Genomic DNA, 19,790 nt, shown 5'->3' on the forward strand with positions numbered 1-19,790 from the left:
ACAAGAACCTACGCGCCGCTGCTGGTGGAACCGTCAGGCAACGCCCGGGTCGGCCGTCGAGATCGGTGCTGCGAGGACGTCGTCGATCTGGTAGCGCTCGGCTGCCTCGACCGCCTTGTCCTTGTCGACCTCGCCGGACCGGCCGAGTGCGGACAGCACGGCGACGACGATGGACTCGGCGTCGACGTTGAAGTGGCGACGAGCGGCCGTGCGGGTGTCGGAGAAGCCGAACCCGTCGGTGCCCAGCGTCGTGTAGTGACCGGGAACCCACTGACGGATCTGATCCGGAACAGCACGCATCCAGTCCGACGCGGCGACGAAGGGTCCCTCCGCCTCCTGCAGCTTGCTGGTGACGTACGGGACTCGCGGCTCGTCGCCGGGGTTGCGCAGGGCCTCGGTCTCGGCGTCGACACCGTCGCGGCGGAGTTCGCCCCAGCTGGTCACCGACCAGACGTCCGCGGACACGCCGTAGTCCTCGGCGAGGAGTTCCTGCGCACGCAGCCCGGACGGCATGCCCACACCGGAGACCAGGATCTGTGCCTTCGGGCCGTCGGCCTTGCCCTTCTGGAACAGATAGATGCCCTTCAGCAGACCCTCGACGTCGAGGTTCTCGGGCTCCGCCGGCTGGCGGTACGGCTCGTTGTACAGAGTGATGTAGTAGAAGATGTTCTCTCCACCGAATCCCTCCACACCCTCGGTGCCGCCGTACATCCGGCGCAGACCGTCCTTGATGATGTGCGCGATCTCGAACGAGAACGCCGGGTCGTACGCGACGGCCGCCGGGTTGGTCGCCGCGAGCAACAGCGAGTGTCCGTCGGCGTGCTGCAGGCCCTCACCGGTGAGGGTGGTGCGGCCGGCGGTGGCGCCGAGCACGAAGCCGCGGGCCATCTGGTCGGCAGCGGCCCAGAGGCCGTCGCCGGTCCGCTGGAAACCGAACATCGAGTAGAAGATGTACAGCGGGATCATCGGTTCGCCGTGAGTGGCGTACGACGTGCCGACGGCCGTGAAGGACGACGTCGAGCCGGCCTCGTTGATGCCCTCGTGCAGGATCTGGCCGGTGACGTTCTCCTTGTAGGCGAGCATCAGTTCCGAGTCGACCGAGGTGTAGAGCTGGCCGTTGCGGTTGTAGATCTTGAGCGACGGGAACCACGAGTCCATACCGAAGGTGCGGGCCTCGTCGGGGATGATCGGCACGACGCGATGGCCGATCTCCTTGTCGCGAAGAAGTTCCTTCATGACGCGGACGAGCGCCATGGTCGTCGCGACCTCCTGCTTGCCGGAACCCTTCATGATCGACTTGTAGGTCGAGTCGGGCGGCATGGGCAGCGGCTTCGCCGACGTGCGACGCTCCGGGACGTATCCGCCCAGGGCCTTGCGGCGATCGAGCATGTACTGGATCTCGGGGGAGTCCTCGCCCGGGTGGTAGTACGGGGGCAGGTACGGATCCTTCTCGAGCTCCTCGTCGGAGATCGGGATGTGCTGGATGTCGCGGAACGCCTTGAGGTCGTCCAGCGTCAGCTTCTTCATCTGGTGGGTCGCGTTGCGGCCCTCGAAGTGCTTGCCCAGCGTGTAGCCCTTGATGGTGTGCGCCAGGATCACCGTCGGCTGGCCCTTGTGCTCCATCGCGGCGGCGTACGCGGCGTGGACCTTGCGGTAGTCGTGGCCACCGCGCTTGAGGTTCCAGATCTCGGCGTCGCTCAGATCCTTGACCAGTTCCTTGGTCCGCGGATCGCGACCGAAGAAGTTGTCGCGGACGTAACTGCCGTCGTTGGCCTTGTACGTCTGGAAGTCGCCGTCGGGCGTGGTGTTCATCAGGTTCACCAGCGCGCCGTCGCGGTCCTTGTGCAGGAGCGTGTCCCACTCGCGGCCCCACACGACCTTGATGACGTTCCAGCCGGCGCCACGGAAGAACGACTCCAGTTCCTGGATGATCTTGCCGTTGCCGCGCACCGGGCCGTCGAGGCGCTGCAGGTTGCAGTTGACGACGAAGGTCAGGTTGTCCAGCCCCTCGGTGGCAGCCACGTGAGCGAGGCCTCGCGACTCCGGCTCGTCCATCTCGCCGTCGCCGAGGAACGCCCACACGTGCTGATCGGTGGTGTCCTTGATGCCGCGGTCGGCGAGGTAGTGGTTGAAGCGCGCCTGGTAGATGGCGTTCATCGGGCCGAGGCCCATCGACACCGTCGGGAACTCCCAGAAGTCCTGCATCAGACGCGGGTGCGGGTACGACGGCAGGCCGCCGCCCTGATCCGCGTGGCTGTACTCCTGGCGGAAGCCGTCCATACGCTCGGCCGGAATGCGACCCTCGAGGAACGCGCGGGCGTAGATGCCGGGGGAGGCGTGGCCCTGGATGAAGATGTGGTCACCGCCGCCCGGGTGGTCCTTGCCGCGGAAGAAGTGGTTGAAGCCCACCTCGTACAGAGCAGCGGACGAGGCGTACGTGGAGATGTGGCCACCGACGCCGACGCCGGGGCGCTGCGCTCGGTGCACCATGATCGCGGCGTTCCAGCGGATCCAGGCGCGGTAGCGGCGTTCCATGGACTCGTCGCCGGGGAACCACGGCTCGTTCTCGGTGGGGATGGTGTTGACGTAGTCGGTCGACGTCAGCGCGGGAATGGACACACGCTTCTCGCCGGCACGCTCGAGCATGCGCAGCATCAGGTAGCGGGCGCGCTGCGGCCCGGAGCGCTCGAGGAGCTGGTCGAAGGATTCCATCCACTCGTCGGTCTCGTCACTGTCGATGTCCGGAAGGTACGACGCCACCCCCTCTCGGATGACGCGAACACGGCCGTCCGTGCTCGCCTTCCTGGCGACAGCGCCCATCGCGGCGTCTGCCGCGTCGGTGCGCTCTTCCTTCGTCGATTCCGACAACGTGTGTTCTCCTCGATGTGGCGGGAGCATGGTGTGCTCCCGGTCCAGTGCGAGCCGGTCCTGTGACGCCGGCCCGCTGTGCAGCTTCACGGTGATCTGGGTCAATCTCGGGTGATCGAGGTCAATCCTGCCCCATCGGACCCCGCTTGGTGCAGGTGGTTCCCGATTGGGTAAGCGTGAAATCAATGCAACGGAAAAACGCGCAGATCGCCGCGTCGGCTTGCGCCGGGGCGCCCGACCCTGTTCGCTTTGACTACTGCACACTTTGCTGTATCGCCCGGTCGGTCTCGATCGGGTTCACGACTCGAAGGAGGACACGACCGTGGTCGCCGCGGCGGACGCCCAGAACTATGCCCAGAAGCTCGGAGTCACCCGCGACATGGTCGTGCAAGAGTTGGGTTGGGACGAGGACACCGACGACGACTTGCGGGCCGACGTCGAGGAGATGATCGGCGGCGAGACCGTCGACGAGGATTCCGACGAGGTGGTCGACGTCGTGCTGCTGTGGTGGCGCGACGGGGACGGAGACCTGGTCGACGCCCTCATGGACGCCATCACCCCCCTTTCCGACGACGGTTTCGTGTGGGTCCTCACTCCCAAGACAGGCCAGTCCGGCCATGTCGAGCCCAGCGAGATCGCCGAGTCCGCACCCACCGCGGGCCTCACCCAGACCTCCACCACGAACCTCGGTGCGTGGATCGGCAGTCGGCTGGTGCAGCCCAAGGCTCAGCCCACGAAGCGCTGATGACGCTCGAGGTGGGAGTCGAGGCTCCCGACTTCACGTTGAAGGACCAGAACAACCAGCCCGTCACGCTGTCGGACTATCGCGGCACCAAGAACGTGCTGCTGATCTTCTTCCCGCTCGCGTTCACCGGCACGTGCCAGGGTGAACTCTGCCGGGTGCGCGACGAGCTGCCGAAGTTCGAGAACGACGACACCGCGGTGCTCGCCGTCTCGGTCGGTCCGCCTCCCACGCACAAGATCTGGTCCGCCGAGCAGGGATACACGTTCCCGCTCCTGTCGGACTTCTGGCCGCACGGCGCCGTGGCGCAGCAGTACGGCGTGTTCAACGAGGACCTCGGGTTCGCCAACCGCGGAACCTTCCTCATCGACACGTCCGGAGTGGTGCGGTTCGCCGAGATGATGGGTCCGGGCGAGGCCCGTGACCAGGGGGCTTGGGAGAAGGCCCTCGCCACGCTAGATTCTTGAGCGCGTTCCCCGGCTCGGTCGGGGAACGACGGGGCGTATAGCTCAGCGGTAGAGCTCTGGTTTTACACACCAGCGGTCGGGGGTTCGAACCCCTCTGCGCCCACTCGAATTTCTTCAGGCGACAATGTGTTTTCCCAGCTCAGGCCGTGCCCACAATTACGCGCATCATGCCGGTGGGCACATTTTGGGCACACTTGCTTCACGTGCGTGGTCCAGCGCGGCGCCCACGGCGTCGAGATCGTCGTCGAATAGGTCCGCGTACACGTCCAATGTCATGGCCGCCGACGCGTGACCGAGCATCCGCTGCAGCGCCTTCACGTTCGCGCCGGCCTGCACTGCCAGGCTCGCCGCTGTGTGCCGAAGGTCGTGTGGCGTCACTCGGGGGATATCAGCCGCTTGGACGCCTTTGTCGAACCACCCGGATATGTTGTGCGGCCGCGGAAGGTGCCGACCGTCGCCGTCAGGGAACAGCAGATCCTCCCGGACCTTCCCCTCACACTGCACCGCCAGCATGGGCACGAGGAACGCAGGCAGCGGGACCGTCCGCCGCTTGTGTCCCTTCGTTGTGCCCACGATGATCTCGGAGCCCACCGCGACCGCGTTCTCGTCGACCGTGGCGCGCTTGCGTAGGAGGTCCAGGTCCTTCACCCGCAACCCAGTCGCCTCACCCCACCGCAGCCCGCAGTACGCGAGCATGAATACCAGCGTCGACCATTCGCCAGTCGCCGCCGCGAACTGGTCGACCTGGGTGTGCGTCAAGTAGACGTTCCGCTTCCGCGTCTTCCTCGGTAGGCGAGTGCCGGCGGTCTTCCCGACTCCACGAGCCGGGTTCGCCAAGATCAGCCGATCGCGTACGGCGTCATCAAGGATGCTCGCGAGCACGCCGAACGTGCGGATCACGACGGTGGCGCCGACCGTCTCGCCAAGCTCGACCACCCACGCCTGAACATCCGTTGGGCGGATGTCCACGAGTCGAACGTCGCCCCACCGCGGCTCGACACGCAGACGCCACGCCACCTCAAGAGGAGCCCAGGTTGACCGCTTCAGGTGGCCGCGCTGTCGCTCCAGCCAGTCGGGACCGAGCTCACCTACTGTGCGCCGGCCATCGGCGGGGGAGATGTACTCGCCGCGGAGCTTCGACACCTCCACCGTATTCGCGAACGCCTGCGCGTCGCGCTTAGTGGTGAACCCACGACGCTTTGTCTGTTTGTGATCCGGTGTCCGATAGCGAACCTGGTAACGGCGGCCGGATTTGGTCTCGTAGGGCTCAATCGTCGCCATCGGATGCCTTCTTCGCCTGCCGGTCTTTCTGATAGTCGTCGACGAATAGGTCGAACAACTCAAAGAGCTTCGACATCCGTTGTTGGTCCATTTTCATGATGGAGGACATCATGTCGGCCACCTCGTACGGGATGATCCATTGGCCGTCTTCATCCCTGGTCACACCGACGCCATCCTCGTCACGGTCCTCCCATTCCGCGGTTTGCTGCGGCGCCCAACTCGGAATGAATAGGCACTTACCCCAACTCCAAAGCACGCCGAGCCGCGTCGTGCCGATACCTGTGGCTTCGACCTCGATCCGCGCTTTATTGTCCCTTTTTCCTTTCGGACTCTGCGGGAAAAGAATGGCGAGAGGGGAAACGCCCAAAGCAACCGAGAGGACCATCAGGTCGTCGACATCCACCCGCCGCCGGCCTTGCTCAATCTGATTGATAGAGCCGTGTCCGAGTGGGCGATTCGATTCCTCGGTCCTGGCTGCAAGCGCCCTCAGGCTCAAACCTCGCTTCGCCCGAAGGCGCGCAACGTTGTGCCTGACCGTCTCCCCAGTCGGCCCACGGAGGACCTCGTCTGTTGCCATATGCGACACGCTACGGCGTGGTCTTGCGACAGTCCAGATCCTGGGTTAGCTTGTGATGAATACCGAGACAAGGTGTTATCAATTCAGAACAGGAGACACGGTGAACCATCCAGACGCGGTTCTCGCGCCGTCCCCCCTCGCCACGCCGAAGGAGGCAGCGGCGTTCTTGCGTACGAGCCCAAACGCGTTGTCACAGATGCGGTACCGAGGGGAAGGGCCGACGTACGTCCGCACCGGACGTCGCATCCTCTACCGGCTCAGCGACCTGCAGGCATACGTCGAAAGCAACACGGTGTGTGCAGCGAACAGGACGGGTGCCGCCTGATGCCCGCCAAGGGTGTGCGCCTGGCGCACAGCCCCACGACGAAGAACGCCCCCGACGCCGGCCAGGGCATCGAGGGCAGTGATCAGAGAACCCTCAGTAAGGAGAAGAACCTGATGAACGACATGGTAGACCAGACCACCCACGACGCGCCGATCGACCTCGACGCCGACCTCACCGAGTTCGAGCAGTACGCCCGCGAATACTTCCCGAAGGTCTCACCCAAGAGTCCGTACTACCGGGCCGAAGAGCGTGCGTACGAGTACAGCACGTGGGTTCCCCACAACAAGGTGCACGAGGAGGTCGCACCGGGTGTGACCACGCCTGTCTGGCACCACGAAGACAGCGCGGACGAGTCGTGGCGGCCGACCCCGTACAGCAACGGTTTCGTCAGCGGGACCCACCTCGTTCGCATCAGCAGTGAGCTGGGCGCCACCGACGTCGAGGGCATCACTTTCCCCTCGTTCGCCGCTCGGATCATCCAGGGGTTCAACATGCGTGAACCGGTGATGGAGACATGGGTTTCGTGCGTAGGAAGCGAGGGCGGCGGCGACTCGACAGCGATGAAGTGGCTGCACAAGTCACGGATGCGCCTCACCCTGGATGAAGCCGCCGAGGTGGCCAAGCTCCTGCTGCTCCTGGTTGACGTCGCTCGTGACACGACCGTCCAGGGTGGTGAGTGATGTTCGCTTACACCACCGAAGACGTCCTCGTATGGGCCGTCCGCAAGGCGATCAACACGCTCGACTGGGTTCCGGACTCACTCAGCGGGAACGGTACCGATACCGAGGGACCTGAATTTGACGCCCTGGATACCGCCCGCATGGATCTGATCGCCGCAGCGAAGCTGGTTGACCACTACTCCGACGGGCGTCCGATTGAATCCCGCATCGACATCGAGGACGGCGTCTTCACCACACACGTCTGGCCGTACCGGGCCACGAATCTCGGTGAGCAACTCCTGTACACGAATCGACGATCGGCAGATCCCGGTGAGGACCACGGCGCCTACTCCGTCTTCGCGAACGAGTCGACGTGCACCTTGCGCGTGGAACTGCACGAGCCCCGCCCACGTCACCTGAGGAGGGTCTGACATGGCGTTCATCGTCAACGACGAAGTGTGCGTCGACCCGGTTCGAGCTCACAGCACTACCGGCAAGTCCATCACCGTGACGTGGGGCGGTACCTCAGTCCGCTTGTCGATCACCGAGGCGGTTGACCTGGTTGATGCGGTGGCGTCGGTATTGGCCGACCTACCGAGGTCGCCGGCAGCCGCAACTGCGCCGAGCCTCTCGAAGGTCATCGAGCGCAATGAAGACGCGGTGCGCGCCGCCGCAGAGATCAGGGAGAGCCTGTGATGTCTGAGACCGAACCGGCAAATAGCGGCCTCCAGAAAGCGATCGAGAACGCATCGGAATGGGATTTCACGCCCGCTATGGAAGCCGTGCGCTACCTCGCGTCAACCGGGCAGGAGTTCGAGGCGTTCGATGTCACCGAGCAGTGCGGCGTGGAGCTCGACCACCCCAGTAGGTGGGGCGCACTGTTCGCCGAGGCCAAACGCCGAGGTGTGATCGAGCACTGCGGCTACGGCCGAGCCCGTCGGCCAGGGCGTTCTGGTGGTCTCACTCGCTTCTGGCGGGGGTGCGCACGCTCATGACCGATGCACGCCTACCCGAGCGATACCTCATGGACCGGCGGATCCATCGGCTCAGCGCTGACCACTTCCGGGCGTTCGTGATGAGTTTGGTGTGGAGCGTGTCCAACCGTACGGACGGCGTGATCCTGCCCGAGGACCTGGTGTTGATACCAGGCTTCGGGCGGGACGCGCCGGCCGCGCTGGTCGGCCAGAAGCTCTGGGAGGAGCGCCCCGAGGGGTGGCTGATTCTGGACTACGCCGCGCACCAGACCACGCGAAGTGAGCTCGAAGTTCTGGAGAACGCACGCCGGCGGGACCGGCTGAAGAAGCAGAAGCAGCGTGCGAACAAGAGTGCAGGTAGTGCCTCTGTCCCTGGGGACGTACCGGGGGACGAGTCCCCGGCGACTGCACAGGAAGGACAGGCAAGGACAGGACAGGCAAGGCACGTTAGAGAACCAGACCTAAAGCGAGACTCTGCGGAGAAGCACTGGAAGCACAACGTGAAGCCTCGTCGTCCCTGCGGGTGGTGTAGCAACGGTTCAGCGTTCTCGACTGAGGACGTGTGCCCTCAGTGCCACCAGCATGGGGAGAAGGTGGTGGCGTGACGAGTCCGTGGGATCGATTGGCGGAGGCGTTGTCGGCGGCGCCGGATCTGCCCGAGGCGTTGTGCGCGGGCCGTCACGTGTTGTTCGACGGCTTCGATGCCGAGAGCGGTGAGACCCGTGAGGATGCGGCCTACCGGCACGCTGCCGCTGTGGCTCTGTGTCGTCGTTGCCCGGAGCTGAGACCGTGTCGGGAGTATTCGGTGAAGGCGTTCCCGTCCCCACTCACAGCGGTAGTCGGGGGGAGAGTTCCTTCCAGGAACCGGCCTTCCGACAAGGCCGTACAGAAGGAGGCGTCCTGATGCGTGCCATCAACAACCGTGACCGGGAACGAGCGATGCGAGCCGCACTCGCCGTCCTCCAGGGTGAGGCCGACCGACTGCCGCTCCTGTTGGCCGAGGTGGATCGCGACGCACAAAACGGTGACCCGTACGCAGGTGTTGCTCTCATGTGCGCGCTCGCCGGATCGGCAGCGGTTCTCGCCCGTGACCTCTACGGCGACGAGGCCGAGGACTGGGCAATCGGAATTCTCGACCAACTGCACCGGGAAGACACCCCGTGACGTCCGGCGCCGAACCGTCGATGGAGGTGCGCATCGCGCAGTGCCTCACCTCCGACGGTTCGGTGATCGTCCCCCCGAGAATCGCCCGGTGGCTCGACGGCCAGTCGGGGATGACCGCGGATCGACGTATCCGGCTCCGCACCACAGATCGCGAGGCGTATGTCGTGCTGACCGCCCTCTACCTAGCGGCCATCGGTTCCGCAAACGGAACGAAAGATGATGCATCGCAACGGTATAGGCAAGACTATAACCAGTGGGTGAGCACCAAGGAAGCAGCCGCGATGCTGGACGTGACCGACCGATGCATCCGGAAGTGGTGCGCCACAGGCCGGATCCACGCCGAGCAAGTGGGCGCCCGGTGGTTGGTCGACCCCAACAGCATCGACATTGCCGACAGCAGGAGAATCGCATGAGTCTCACAGACCTCCACGCCGAGGTAGCCGAATACCGAGAACAGGCCGGCGCACTCGCCGAGGAGTTCTCCCGCATCCACACCGAGGTGACCAGCGACCGCAGTCTCACGGCCGTCGGCCAGCGGGAACAACTCGAACCGCTGCACGCCGAGGTCGCCGAGAAGATGCGCGCCCTCCACGCCCGTGAGAAGGCCGCAGTCCAGGGACTCAAGGAGAACCTCGAGCGCCGCGTGTTCGGCCTCTCCCCATCAGCCAGCACCGACCCCTCACGCCTCGTCAGCTACCGCGATGCCGCAGCCCGAGCACGTCAGCTCGACAACGGTGACGACGCCACCGAGCTGTACGAGTCGGCCAAGCGATCCGGCGACGACATCCTCGCCACCGCAGTGATGGAGAGGGCGATGGTCAGGGGTTGGTCCACAGTCACCAACGACTACCTCGACCGCAACCCGGCAGCACGCGATGATCTCGGTGACCTGACATCCCTCGCCAAATACAGCGACAACGGCCTCATGTCGACCGTTCACTACGTGCCGCCGCGCTTGGACTTGCCACGCAGTGCAGGGTTCCCGAAGCTCGGTGGACAGACCACCCACGCACCAGCACCCAGTGCCCCCGACCTCGCCGGCAAGATCACCGGATTCCTCAGCGGCGGCGAGCGCCGAGGTGTCGACCACCTCCTGGGGTCGAATTGAGCAGCGGCGTCGGTGTCCAATCCCGACTTCATCCTTTCCAGGGCAAGGGCTCCATCACGACGCCGGCAACAACCGGCGCCCAGAGCACCCTGCACCGGCGCCGCACTCACCACGGGCATGTCACGATAAGCGGAAACCGGGCCTCAGACGCTCTGAGAGCACACCGGCGTCGCTCGAACCGCCAGGCCCGCTCACAGGTCCGCCACGGTGCGACACAGGCCCGACACGGGCAGGGGGGGTGCCCCTCGGCCACCGGCACGGCGCCCCTCGTAGGCATACGCCATTGTGTGTGTCCCACCCCCCTACCCCCCTGGCCCGGAAGGTGACCTGATGACCGACTACACGACACTCAGCGCCGCGATGGACGCCAAGGACGACCTCGCCGAGGTCGAGCTCCGTTACAGGTTGCTTTCAGAGACGTTCGAGAGCGTCCCGCAGTTGCGGGCGAATCTGAACCCAGCGTTGGAACGGGCGAAGGCTGAGATCCTGCGTCTCCGAGCAGCATCGGGGGCACGCAGAGACATCGGATCCACCGATGGTGTGTCCGCACAGGTAATCGCGTTCGATTCGGCGCGGTTCCAGAAGGCGGGCGAGAAAAAGTCCACCAAGAAGAAGTCCACCACCGCGGCTGAGTCCTCCTCGTCCGCGTAGCTTGATCCCGTTCGCAGGGCCGCTCCACGCACTCGGCGAACATCGTTCGACCGGGTGCGCTGAGTCCGAAGGACGCGCCCCGTGGCTGTAGAAATTGCCTCCGCTTATGTGAGCTTGTCGGTCTCCACGGCCAACATCCCCCGCCAGATGCGGGCCGCGTTCGCCAACGCCGCCCCCGAAGCTGAACGCGCCGGCCGTGACGCCGGTCAGCGCATGGGTGCCGGCCTGCAGAACTCGCTTGGATCCTCCCTGAAGACCCTCGCCGGCGCGGCCGGTCTCGCCACCGGCGTGGCTGCCATCGCCGCCGGCTTCAAACAGGTCATCTCGGTCGGGAACGACTTCACGACCTCGCTCAACACCATGTCGGCCGTGTCCGGTGCGACCGAGGCGCAGTTAGCAGCCGTCTCGGAACGAGCGCGCACCCTCGGCAACGACATCTCCCTACCGGGAACATCCGCTGGAGACGCAGCCGCGGCGATGACCGAACTCGCCAAGGGCGGGTTCTCCGTCGAGCAGTCCATGGACGCCGCCAAGGGCACCTTGCAGCTCGCTGCAGCGGCTCAGATCGACGCCGCCTCCGCAGCCACGATCCAATCCCAGGCGTTGCAGTCCTTCGGTCTGAACGCGGACTACGCGGCGAAGACTTCCGACGTTCTCGCGAACGCCGCCAACGCATCCTCAGCAGAGATCACCGACATCGCGAACGGACTGCAGCAAGCCGGCGCTGTGGCGAATCAGTTCGGTCTCACGATCGAGGACACCGCCACCGGTCTTGCGCTGTTCGCGAACGCCGGCATCACAGGGTCAGACGCGGGCACGCTCCTGAAGTCAGCACTGCTGGCGCTGACCGATACCTCCAACCCCGCCCAAGGCGCGATCGAAGAACTCGGGCTCACCGTCTACGACGCACAGGGTCAATTCGTCGGCCTGTCATCGCTGTTCGGTCAGCTCGACGATGCCGCCGCCAGCATGACCCCGGAGATGTACCAGGCCGCCACCGCAACGTTGTTCGGTTCCGACGCCATGCGCCTCGCAGGTGTTGCCGCTCAGGTCGGCTCCGAGGGCTTCGATTCCATGCAGGTCGCGATCAACCGGCAGGGCGCTGCCGCTGAGGTCGCCGCGGCGAAGACTCAGGGTCTTCCCGGTGCCATGGCCGCGGTCGGCAACGCAGCAGAGACCGCCGCCCTGCAGATCTACGACTTGGTCGACGGTCCACTCGAAGCGCTCGCCGGGAAGTCCGCCGACTTCATCTCGAGCAACTCACCGAAGTTCGTCGACGGACTCACCGAGGTCGGTTCCGCTGCAGGGTCCACGGTCTCCGCGCTGTCATCGATCCCTACCGAAGTTCAGGCCATCGGGGCGGGTCTGCTCATCGGACAGTTGGCCGCTCGACGGTACGGCTCCTCCCTCACCACCATGGGCGGCAACGCCACCAGTGCAGCCACCGCCATGCGCCAGATTGCTACCGCCAACAACCTTGCGGCCTCCGCAGGATCGGCCGGCAGCGTGGCAATGGGACGGTTCGGATCGTCCATCGCACAGCTGGGAACGCATCGCCCCGCCGTCGCACAGATGCAGACCGCGTTCCTCGGGGCAGCGTCGAGCGCCGAGCGGTTCGGACGAGCAGCCGGTACCGCAGCCGCGGCCGGCCAGGGAATGCGACTGGCAGCGTCCGGTGTCGTCGGCGCCCTCGGTGGTCCGGTGGGCTTGGGATTGACGGCCACCGCCATCGGCGCGACCGTCGTCATGGGCAACCTCGCCAAGTCGCACCGCGAGGCCGCCGCGGAAGCGGAAGCACAGCGAGCAGCAGTGCAGTCCCTGCAGCAATCACTGGAGGAGAACACCGGTGCGGTGACTTCGGAGACCTACCAGAACAAAGCTCAGGAACTCGCAGCCGGCGGGCAGCTCGACTCCGCTCAGGACTACGGGATCCAGGGTCGCGACTATGTGGCCGCGACCCTCGGGTTCGAGGCGCCGCTGCAGCGAGTGAACGACCTGCTGCAGTCGAACATCGACAAGTCGGTGCAGGCGTCGGGAGTGTTCCGCAACAACATCGACGTCTACTCCGAACTGGGGATCACCGCGGACGACCTCACTGCGGCACTGTCCGGCAACTCCGCGAAGTACGACGAGATCACCTCGAAGGTGGACACCTACAACGCCGCGCAGACCACGGGTCGCAACGGTGTCGCATTGACGGTCGCCGGTCTCGACGATCTCAAGGCTGGTCTCGACACAGCGGGCCAGGGCGCGATCAACCTCTCGAACACCGTCAACACCTCGAACGGGCAGTTGACCGAAGCGCAGCAGATCCAGCGCGACTATGCCTCCGCACTCGTCGGGACTGCCGGTGAGACACAGACCCTCGCCGGCAACGTCGCGGTCCTCGGTCAGACGGTCATCGACGTACCCAATGAAAAGACTGTCCGCATCGAAGCGCCAACGCAGGAACAGCGTGACCGCCTGCTCGGTCTCGGACTGACGATCGAGCAGATCCCCGGATCGAAAGATGTTGTCGTGCGGGCAGATACAGTCGACGCAGAGAACGCAGTCAACGCGTTCGTGCAGAAGCAACGCACCGCCATCATCACCCTGCAGACGGTGGAGAAGGAGCGTGTCCCCGCCGCAGTGTTCCCCGGTGGACGTGCGCACGGCGGACGGCTCCCCCTGACCGGCCCGGGGACAGGCGTCACCGACGGCATCCTCGGCGTCACCGGTGCAGGGATGCCGATCGCCCGCGTCGATGCCGGGGAGTGGGTCATCAACGGCAACTCCTCAGCCAAGTACGACCGCGAACTCGCAGCTATCAACGCCGGTACTTTCCCGAAGCTCCCCGGCTATGCTGGCGGTGGTGTCGTCGACGCTATGACCGCGCTGGTTCAGAAGCGTTGGCCTACAATGGAAATGACGTCGGGCTACCGGGACGAGCCGGGGTCGTTCCACTACACCGGGCAGGCCGGGGACTTCTCCAACGGATCCGGTGACACCCCCGAGATGCAGGAGCTTTCGAACTTCATCGCCGACAACTACATGTCCGCGACCGCCGAACTGATCCACGCACCCTTCGACCGGAACATCGACAACGGGCAGAGCGTCGGCGACGGGTACGCGTTCTTCGGTTCCGACACCATGGGCCAGCACTACAACCACGTGCACTGGGCAATGACTACACCGCCGTCCGAGCCCGCCACTGCAGCGCCCACGGACACCCGCAGTGACCGCGACCGCATCGTCGACGACATCGTCGCGGAGGGCCGAGACCGCGGCATCAGTGACCGCGGCATCACCATCGCGCTCGGCGCGGGCCTCGTCGAGTCCGAGCTGCAGAACCTCGACTACGGCCCCGACTCCTCGACCGGGGTGTTCCAGCAACAGGACAACGGCGCCTGGGGAACAGCGGAGGAGCGGATGACACCCCGCGCAGCAGCGGGCATGTTCTACGACGAGCTCTCGAAACTCGACTACGAGAACATGGACCCCGGCGCCGCGGCGCAGGCAGTGCAACGCTCCGCCTACCCGGACAAGTACGCCCCACGGATGGCCGAGGCGGAGCAGTTGCTCGCAGCATCCACCGGTCGCGCCGTGGTCGTTCCCCCCGCCCCGCAGGACGTCGTCACAGCGGCAGAAGAGGCCGCACCGGCGGTCACCGAGCCGGCAGAGCCGACGAGCACCACCACGCCGGAGAAGGCGCCACAGCCGGAGGTGAAGACCTTCAGCATCTCGGACCGGTTCCGGCAGTTCGGCTCCGAGGTCGGCAAGATCGGGGCGCAGGCCCTGCTCGACCAGTTGCCCTTCGACCTCGGTTCGTCGCGGTTGCTGACGATGCAGTTGCCTGACTTCTCGCAGCAGCCGGGCCAGGTGGAGGGCGGAACACCGCCGCCGGATCCGAAGACGTGGGTACCTGGGATGCTTGAGACCGGCCAGTTCCCCGGACCCGAAGCGACCGGCCTGCAGCAGGAGTCGCCCGTCGTGGAGTACCTGCGGCGCTTCCGCGAATCGCTCAACCAGGTGCCCGTGTTCGATCAGGGTGGCTGGGTCAAGCCCGGCCTGAACCTGGTCAACAACCAGACAGGAGGACCGGAGCTGCTGCGGAACGCGACCAAGGAGAAGCCGGTGCCGCAGCCGAGTCTGACCGCGGACGCCATGTCACAGATGCTCGCTGATCGCCCCAACGTCCAGTTCAACGTCACCGACATCGACGAGGCGCTGCGCAAGTACACGCAGCACCAGAAGCAGAATGCGCTGACTTTTAGCCGGCGGTGAGGTTACGGGGCTACTCGCTCTCAGCGAGTACCCCTCCGGCGCCTTATAAAAATTTGCCAATCAACTCCAGGACGGAACTATGACCACCGTTTTCGACACCCTTGAGAACATCGGACGTGAGCCTGCTACGGGCCAGATCACGTTCTTGGTACCGCATACCCGAACGTCCAAATCGGGTGAGTCCATCGTGATGATGCAGCGCCACTCCGCCGCTTTGAACAACAGCGGATCGTTCTCGACGAACCTGCATCCAGGTCTGGCGTTGGTGCAACTCAGCGGCAAGAGGCGCGAGTTCGTTGTCCCTGACTCTGGGGAGCACCGACTCCACGATCTCCTCGACGCGTACCTCCCTCCGACGACTGAGCCGGATCTCGTGCAGCATGCGGTTGACCGCTACCTTCAGCAGAACCCAGTTGACACCGTGAAGGGCGACACCGGCCCGACTGGTCCGGCGGGTGTCGCCGGCGCGAAGGGCGACACCGGACCGGCAGGCGCAAAGGGCGATACCGGAGCCGCCGGCCCGATGGGTCAGGGCATCCAGATCAAGGGTCGCGTCGCCACGTACGCCAACCTCCCCACCTCGGGGAATGTGTCGGGTGACAGTTGGGTCGTCACCGCGGACGGGTTGCTGTACATCTACGGCACCTCAGCCTTCCCCTCTAACGGCAGCGGTGTCCCGTTCAAGGGCGACCGAGGAGACAAGGGCGATCCGGGCACGACGTCCTGGAACGGATTGGCGGACAAGCCCACCACGTTCCCGCCGGCCACCCACACCCACGCCACCACCGAGGTGACCGGACTGTCTACCGCGCTCGCCGCGAAGGCCGACCTCGACGGAACCGGGAAGGTTCCGCAGGCGCAGATCCCCGCCGTCGCCATGACCGACTTCCTCGGCGCTGTCGGCACGCAGGCAGCGATGCTCGCACTGGTGGGGCAACGGGGCGACTGGTGCACCCGCACCGACCGCGGTACCGACTGGCAACTCATCGCTGAACCCTCGACCACGTTGGCGTCGTGGCGTGAGAAGACGTACCCCGCATCACCTGTCTCTTCGGTAGCGGGCCGAACCGGTGCGGTGACGCTGTCCTCCACGGACATCACCGACGCCACTGCTACCGGTCGAGCAGTCGTAAAGGCGACGGACGCAGCAGCAGTGCGTACCGCAATCGGCGCGGCCGCCGGGTCGGTGACGATCGTGTCCGTGACAGAAGCCGAGTACGCGGCCCTACCCTCCGCCACGAAGACCGCTGCTGGTTTCGTGGCGGTGATCCGTCCATGAGCGTGAGGTCCGCAGACACACGGGCAACACGTGTGTTGGTAGGTACCGGGTCAGCAGATGTAGCCGCGTCACGCATCATGGTCGGGACCGGAACGGATGCCGTCCTCGCATGGGGGAGACGTACACCGTCAATTGTCGGCTACGCCGGCGCGGGGACCACCAGCGGTGTCAGTGTGTCCGTAGCTAGCTCAACCCTCCCCATACTGCAGAACGGTGACTTTCTTGTCGCGGTTCTGCGCTCCGGTCAGTCGTCTGCGACATCAGGGTGGGAGAGCAGCGGCTTCGTGATGCTCAATGATCCCGTCAGTATCGGAGGCGGCAACCGCATCAACGCCACACTTGGGCACGCCGTCACCGATGTCGCATCCGAGCCCTCCACGTACACGTTCCAGTACAACGGCACCGGCCTCCGCAACGCCGTCGTCCTGCTAGTCCTCCGCGGCGTCGACCTCGCCAACCCGATTGTCGGCACGCTGTCGGCAAACCCCACCGACGGGTTCGCCGCACCCACGGGGTCGCTGATCCTCGCGCAGGTCGCGAACGAACTGACCGCCGGCAACTCGAACACCCCCACCGTGACCGACCCCGACTACTCCACCCTCACGGTGCAGGGCTCGGCCACGGGGACGAGCGGCACCCGCACAGCAGTATGGGTCGGCACAGCCACCGCCGCCGCGGACTTCGCACCCTCGGCGGGGGACACGACATGGTCGGCCAACGCTGCCCGCACGTTCTGGTACGTCGCGATCCAAGGCGCTTACTCGTAAGTCAACCGGCGTCAAGCTCACCCCGGCCTGCTGGTGATGCAGGTGCAGGGGATGTATGGGTCGGGTAGGCGGCATCATCACCTTTCGGCCGCCAGTGACCTGCCCAGCGCCGCATGTACCGGGCCTAGGGCCTAGACGAACGTGGCCATGCTTGCAGGGTTGCGGACTTCCTCGATGACAAGCCAGACGAGCGGGGGGTACGTGACGACGACGTTGTCCTCACGGTGAATCTGGAGGCAGCCGTTCTGCATGAGCGTGTAGTGGTCCCTGTCCGTGTAGCTGGAGACCGAATGTCCGGTTGGATCATCGATGGTTCGGATCGTCACGTTAAAAGCCATGTCCGGACCGTAACCGACCAAGGGGTGCGTTGTGTGGGGCAACCGGCTGCGATAATGGCGACATGGCGATCAATGTGACGTTCACCGATGGTCGATACACGGAGTACGACGATCGCACCTGGTGGGACGTGACCGACGGCGGCGTGTTGCGCATAGGGGGTCAACAGGGGGTTCCCGACGTGCTCATCTCGCCAAGTGCGTGGTCGACGATTGACATCGCGCGATAGGGATGTGTGAGTCACATCACACTATCCTGTGCGGTGCTTTGTTCTCGGGGCTAGCATGTCCCTATGACCGCCGCACTTGCTCCGATTCCGTACGGTGACGACTCGTCCATCGTTGAGGCGGATGAGGCCTCAGAGCTGCGCGTTGGCGGAGGCTTGCCCCACGCCCGCTACGTCAAGACGGTGGATGCGTCTGGCGTGATCCGTCTTATCCCGCTGGCTTCTCTTCACGAGTCGGAGCGGGCGATTCTTGAAAGTTCACAGCTTTATCGGGACACTCGCAAGGGTGTTGTCGACGCTCTCGAAGGCCGCCGATCGTCACTGGACTGGATGTTCGACGAGGAAGAGTGAGTCGCCCGGCGTATGTAGACGCCACCGACGACGTCAACGAGTTCTTGAAGCTCGCCAAGGTGACTCCCCGTATGCAGGATAAGTACAAGAAGTGCCTCAAGACGGTGAAGCTGTTAACCGAGGTCGGCCCGACCCACCCGAGCCTCAATACCCATCGAATGCAAAACTTGCCTGGCCCCGACGGTCGCGCCATATGGAATTCGTACGTTGAGAGCGCAACCGCGAATGCTTGGCGAATGTACTGGATCTGGCAAGACGATGGCGGAATTACTGTCATCTCAGTCGGCCCGCACACCCACACGCCCGGCACCCAGTTGCAGTTGACTCGCAAAGGCACTATGCCGGACAAGTAGTCGACACCTTCGTCACTCAGTCCCGGTACAGCTTCTCCAACTACCCGCGCTCGCCGGTGCCAACAAGTGTGGCCAAGGTCGCGAGTCTCACACCGGGAGTGCGGACCGAGTGCTTCCCGAGATCGCCGGGGTCGGTGACCTCCACCCGGTCCGCGGAGGTGACAGTATCAGCATGTCGAACACTTGTGCGAACATATAGTAAGACGACGATTTGTCGGCGTCGGCAAGTCATCCAGCAACCGAGGTGGACATGACCCTGGTTGCACCAGGTTGTCGGCGCCGACATCCTGGCTGATCAGGTGCGGAAAGTCCGCACCTGCAGAGTCGCATTCGAAATGCGCCCCTTCGACATCAAGTTGTCGAGGCCGACATCTTGGTCGTGCACGGAGTTCAGCTCCGCCCGTGCGGCCGAATCGAGGACGCCGCTACGTGGCGAACTTCACCACGCAGCCACAAGTCCACGTCGTCGCGGTGGACACGCCACGTTCCACGAGGAGCCACATGCTGATGGCCGCGCAACTCACCAACCTGCAGGGCGCGGTACACGATGTTCTTGTTCGTGCGCCCGTACTCGCACACCTCGGGGACCGTCATCCACGGTGATGCAGGATTGCCTCCACTTTGGAACTCCGTCATGACGACAACCTACGAGGCGTAGCGTCCTGGCCGCATGGACAACCTCATCAATATCGAAGATGTAGCGACCCGCACCGGACTCAGTGTCGGACGGATCCGCAACCTTCGCACCAACGCTGAGATCGCGAAGAACGGTCACCACCCGTTGTTCTCTCTCGGGTTCAAGGTCGGCTTCGGTGTGAACTCGCGCCTGCTCTGGCGTGAGTCCGACGTGGACGATTTCCTTGAGGCTCGACGCGGTGCGGCTGCATCGTCCCGCTGACCGGGTGGGCACATTTTGGGCACAAAGTGTGGATGCAACCGGGAATGTGCTGTGACCCCCAGTTACCATTTTTCGCAGATCAGAGCGCTTTCGGAGCTACAGGCAGGAGCTCGCTTAGGGTTCGAACCCCTCTGCGCCCACATCATGGACATGCGGCCCAACTGCGAACGGTGCGACGTGGATCTGTCACCGTCGTCCGTCGACGCGTGGATCTGCACGTACGACTGCACCTTCTGTACCGCCTGCGTCGATCGACTGTCGAACGTGTGCCCCAACTGCGGTGGCGGCTTCGCCCCGCGTCCGGTTCGACCGGCTCGCGAATGGCGGCCGGGGTTGTCGGTGGCGCTGCGACCCGGATCGACCGTGCGAGTGCACACGCCGTACACCGAAGCGGAGCTCGACGAGTTCGTGGACCGGGTGAAGGGTGTGCCGCCGGCTGAGCGGTGAACGGGGCTGACCGCCGGGCGCAGCCCGCGGCGGACTAAGCAAGCGCGGCGCAGC

The 19,790-nt window shown here is 64.9% G+C and carries 25 protein-coding genes and 1 tRNA gene; 21 read left to right on the forward strand and 5 right to left on the reverse strand.

Annotated features, from left to right (window positions below; genetic code table 11):
- Positions 1 to 33: 33 nt before the first annotated feature.
- Positions 34 to 2,820 (reverse strand): pyruvate dehydrogenase (acetyl-transferring), homodimeric type, encoded by a 2,787-nt coding sequence (aceE, locus tag QE449_RS08585; RefSeq protein ID WP_307109695.1) that lies wholly within the window; start codon positions 2,818 to 2,820, stop codon positions 34 to 36.
- A 370-nt stretch (positions 2,821 to 3,190) separates the two neighbouring features.
- Here aceE and QE449_RS08590 point away from each other — a divergent pair, with 370 nt between their 5' ends.
- The 3 genes from QE449_RS08590 (at position 3,191) to QE449_RS08600 (ending at position 4,180) form a co-directional block, all read left to right on the forward strand.
- On the forward strand, positions 3,191 to 3,613 hold the full coding sequence (locus QE449_RS08590) for a DUF3052 domain-containing protein (protein ID WP_027505760.1): 423 nt from the start codon (positions 3,191 to 3,193) through the stop codon (positions 3,611 to 3,613).
- A complete protein-coding gene (locus QE449_RS08595; protein WP_204868236.1) occupies positions 3,613 to 4,077 on the forward strand; it encodes a peroxiredoxin in 465 nt (154 codons plus the stop codon). Before QE449_RS08590 ends, QE449_RS08595 begins: the two co-directional genes overlap by 1 nt.
- A gap of 31 nt (positions 4,078 to 4,108) precedes the next feature.
- A tRNA-Val gene (locus QE449_RS08600) sits at positions 4,109 to 4,180 on the forward strand.
- 62 nt (positions 4,181 to 4,242) lie between these two features.
- On the opposite strand, the gene QE449_RS08605 is transcribed toward QE449_RS08600, so the two are convergent.
- Both QE449_RS08605 and QE449_RS08610 read right to left on the reverse strand, forming a co-directional pair.
- Entirely contained in the window at positions 4,243 to 5,358 is a 1,116-nt protein-coding gene (locus tag QE449_RS08605) for a tyrosine-type recombinase/integrase (protein ID WP_307108633.1), read from the reverse strand.
- On the reverse strand, positions 5,345 to 5,935 hold the full coding sequence (locus QE449_RS08610) for a helix-turn-helix domain-containing protein (RefSeq protein ID WP_307108634.1): 591 nt from the start codon (positions 5,933 to 5,935) through the stop codon (positions 5,345 to 5,347). The genes QE449_RS08605 and QE449_RS08610 overlap by 14 nt, the downstream gene beginning before the upstream one ends.
- A gap of 55 nt (positions 5,936 to 5,990) precedes the next feature.
- On the opposite strand from QE449_RS08610, the gene QE449_RS08615 reads away from it, so the two are divergent.
- From QE449_RS08615 to QE449_RS08675, 13 genes are all read left to right on the forward strand, one after another.
- Positions 5,991 to 6,260, forward strand: a complete 270-nt coding sequence (locus QE449_RS08615) for a helix-turn-helix domain-containing protein (RefSeq protein ID WP_307108635.1) — start codon at positions 5,991 to 5,993, stop codon at positions 6,258 to 6,260.
- Positions 6,260 to 6,940: a hypothetical protein gene (locus QE449_RS08620; RefSeq protein ID WP_307108636.1), complete on the forward strand. Its 681-nt coding sequence runs from the start codon at positions 6,260 to 6,262 to the stop codon at positions 6,938 to 6,940. The genes QE449_RS08615 and QE449_RS08620 overlap by 1 nt, the downstream gene beginning before the upstream one ends.
- On the forward strand, positions 6,940 to 7,350 hold the full coding sequence (locus QE449_RS08625; RefSeq protein WP_307108637.1) for a hypothetical protein: 411 nt from the start codon (positions 6,940 to 6,942) through the stop codon (positions 7,348 to 7,350). Before QE449_RS08620 ends, QE449_RS08625 begins: the two co-directional genes overlap by 1 nt.
- A 1-nt stretch (position 7,351) precedes the next feature.
- A complete protein-coding gene (locus tag QE449_RS08630) occupies positions 7,352 to 7,615 on the forward strand; it encodes a hypothetical protein (RefSeq protein ID WP_307108638.1) in 264 nt (87 codons plus the stop codon).
- The gene (locus QE449_RS08635) at positions 7,615 to 7,914 is read left to right on the forward strand and encodes a hypothetical protein (protein ID WP_307108639.1); all 300 of its coding nucleotides are present in this window, start codon (positions 7,615 to 7,617) and stop codon (positions 7,912 to 7,914) included. The genes QE449_RS08630 and QE449_RS08635 overlap by 1 nt, the downstream gene beginning before the upstream one ends.
- Positions 7,911 to 8,498 (forward strand): hypothetical protein, encoded by a 588-nt coding sequence (locus QE449_RS08640; RefSeq protein ID WP_307108640.1) that lies wholly within the window; start codon positions 7,911 to 7,913, stop codon positions 8,496 to 8,498. The genes QE449_RS08635 and QE449_RS08640 overlap by 4 nt, the downstream gene beginning before the upstream one ends.
- A 298-nt stretch (positions 8,499 to 8,796) precedes the next feature.
- Positions 8,797 to 9,057: a hypothetical protein gene (locus QE449_RS08645; protein ID WP_307108641.1), complete on the forward strand. Its 261-nt coding sequence runs from the start codon at positions 8,797 to 8,799 to the stop codon at positions 9,055 to 9,057.
- A complete protein-coding gene (locus tag QE449_RS08650) occupies positions 9,054 to 9,470 on the forward strand; it encodes a helix-turn-helix domain-containing protein (protein WP_307108642.1) in 417 nt (138 codons plus the stop codon). Before QE449_RS08645 ends, QE449_RS08650 begins: the two co-directional genes overlap by 4 nt.
- A complete protein-coding gene (locus tag QE449_RS08655; RefSeq protein ID WP_307108643.1) occupies positions 9,467 to 10,165 on the forward strand; it encodes a hypothetical protein in 699 nt (232 codons plus the stop codon). The genes QE449_RS08650 and QE449_RS08655 overlap by 4 nt, the downstream gene beginning before the upstream one ends.
- 330 nt (positions 10,166 to 10,495) lie before the next feature.
- Positions 10,496 to 10,816: a hypothetical protein gene (locus QE449_RS08660; RefSeq protein ID WP_307108644.1), complete on the forward strand. Its 321-nt coding sequence runs from the start codon at positions 10,496 to 10,498 to the stop codon at positions 10,814 to 10,816.
- Between the two features lie 81 nt (positions 10,817 to 10,897).
- Positions 10,898 to 15,079: a phage tail tape measure protein gene (locus tag QE449_RS08665; protein WP_307108645.1), complete on the forward strand. Its 4,182-nt coding sequence runs from the start codon at positions 10,898 to 10,900 to the stop codon at positions 15,077 to 15,079.
- A 421-nt stretch (positions 15,080 to 15,500) separates the two neighbouring features.
- A complete protein-coding gene (locus QE449_RS08670) occupies positions 15,501 to 16,358 on the forward strand; it encodes a hypothetical protein (RefSeq protein WP_307108646.1) in 858 nt (285 codons plus the stop codon).
- A 284-nt stretch (positions 16,359 to 16,642) separates the two neighbouring features.
- Positions 16,643 to 17,125 carry a hypothetical protein gene (locus QE449_RS08675; protein ID WP_307108647.1) on the forward strand — a complete coding sequence of 161 codons (483 nt, stop codon included), beginning with the start codon at positions 16,643 to 16,645 and terminating at the stop codon, positions 17,123 to 17,125.
- Positions 17,126 to 17,256: 131 nt separating this feature from the next.
- On the opposite strand, the gene QE449_RS08680 is transcribed toward QE449_RS08675, so the two are convergent.
- The gene (locus tag QE449_RS08680) at positions 17,257 to 17,463 is read right to left on the reverse strand and encodes a hypothetical protein (protein ID WP_307108648.1); all 207 of its coding nucleotides are present in this window, start codon (positions 17,461 to 17,463) and stop codon (positions 17,257 to 17,259) included.
- Positions 17,464 to 17,525: 62 nt separating this feature from the next.
- Between QE449_RS08680 and QE449_RS08685 the strand changes: the two genes are divergently transcribed.
- The 3 genes from QE449_RS08685 (at position 17,526) to QE449_RS08695 (ending at position 18,391) form a co-directional block, all read left to right on the forward strand.
- Complete coding sequence (locus tag QE449_RS08685) at positions 17,526 to 17,690, forward strand: hypothetical protein (RefSeq protein ID WP_307108649.1); 165 nt, start codon at positions 17,526 to 17,528, stop codon at positions 17,688 to 17,690.
- A 63-nt stretch (positions 17,691 to 17,753) separates the two neighbouring features.
- Complete coding sequence (locus QE449_RS08690; RefSeq protein WP_307108650.1) at positions 17,754 to 18,038, forward strand: hypothetical protein; 285 nt, start codon at positions 17,754 to 17,756, stop codon at positions 18,036 to 18,038.
- On the forward strand, positions 18,035 to 18,391 hold the full coding sequence (locus tag QE449_RS08695) for a hypothetical protein (protein ID WP_307108651.1): 357 nt from the start codon (positions 18,035 to 18,037) through the stop codon (positions 18,389 to 18,391). The genes QE449_RS08690 and QE449_RS08695 overlap by 4 nt, the downstream gene beginning before the upstream one ends.
- A 390-nt stretch (positions 18,392 to 18,781) precedes the next feature.
- On the opposite strand, the gene QE449_RS08700 is transcribed toward QE449_RS08695, so the two are convergent.
- Positions 18,782 to 19,027, reverse strand: coding sequence for an excisionase family DNA-binding protein (locus QE449_RS08700; protein WP_307108652.1), 246 nt, complete (start codon positions 19,025 to 19,027; stop codon positions 18,782 to 18,784).
- A gap of 34 nt (positions 19,028 to 19,061) precedes the next feature.
- Here QE449_RS08700 and QE449_RS08705 point away from each other — a divergent pair, with 34 nt between their 5' ends.
- Positions 19,062 to 19,289, forward strand: coding sequence for an AlpA family transcriptional regulator (locus QE449_RS08705; protein ID WP_307108653.1), 228 nt, complete (start codon positions 19,062 to 19,064; stop codon positions 19,287 to 19,289).
- A 150-nt stretch (positions 19,290 to 19,439) separates the two neighbouring features.
- On the forward strand, positions 19,440 to 19,736 hold the full coding sequence (locus tag QE449_RS08710) for a DUF1272 domain-containing protein (RefSeq protein WP_307109696.1): 297 nt from the start codon (positions 19,440 to 19,442) through the stop codon (positions 19,734 to 19,736).
- The last annotated feature ends 54 nt before the right edge of the window (positions 19,737 to 19,790 follow it).

The organism is Rhodococcus sp. SORGH_AS_0303, assembly GCF_030819335.1.
GTDB lineage: Bacteria > Actinomycetota > Actinomycetes > Mycobacteriales > Mycobacteriaceae > Rhodococcoides.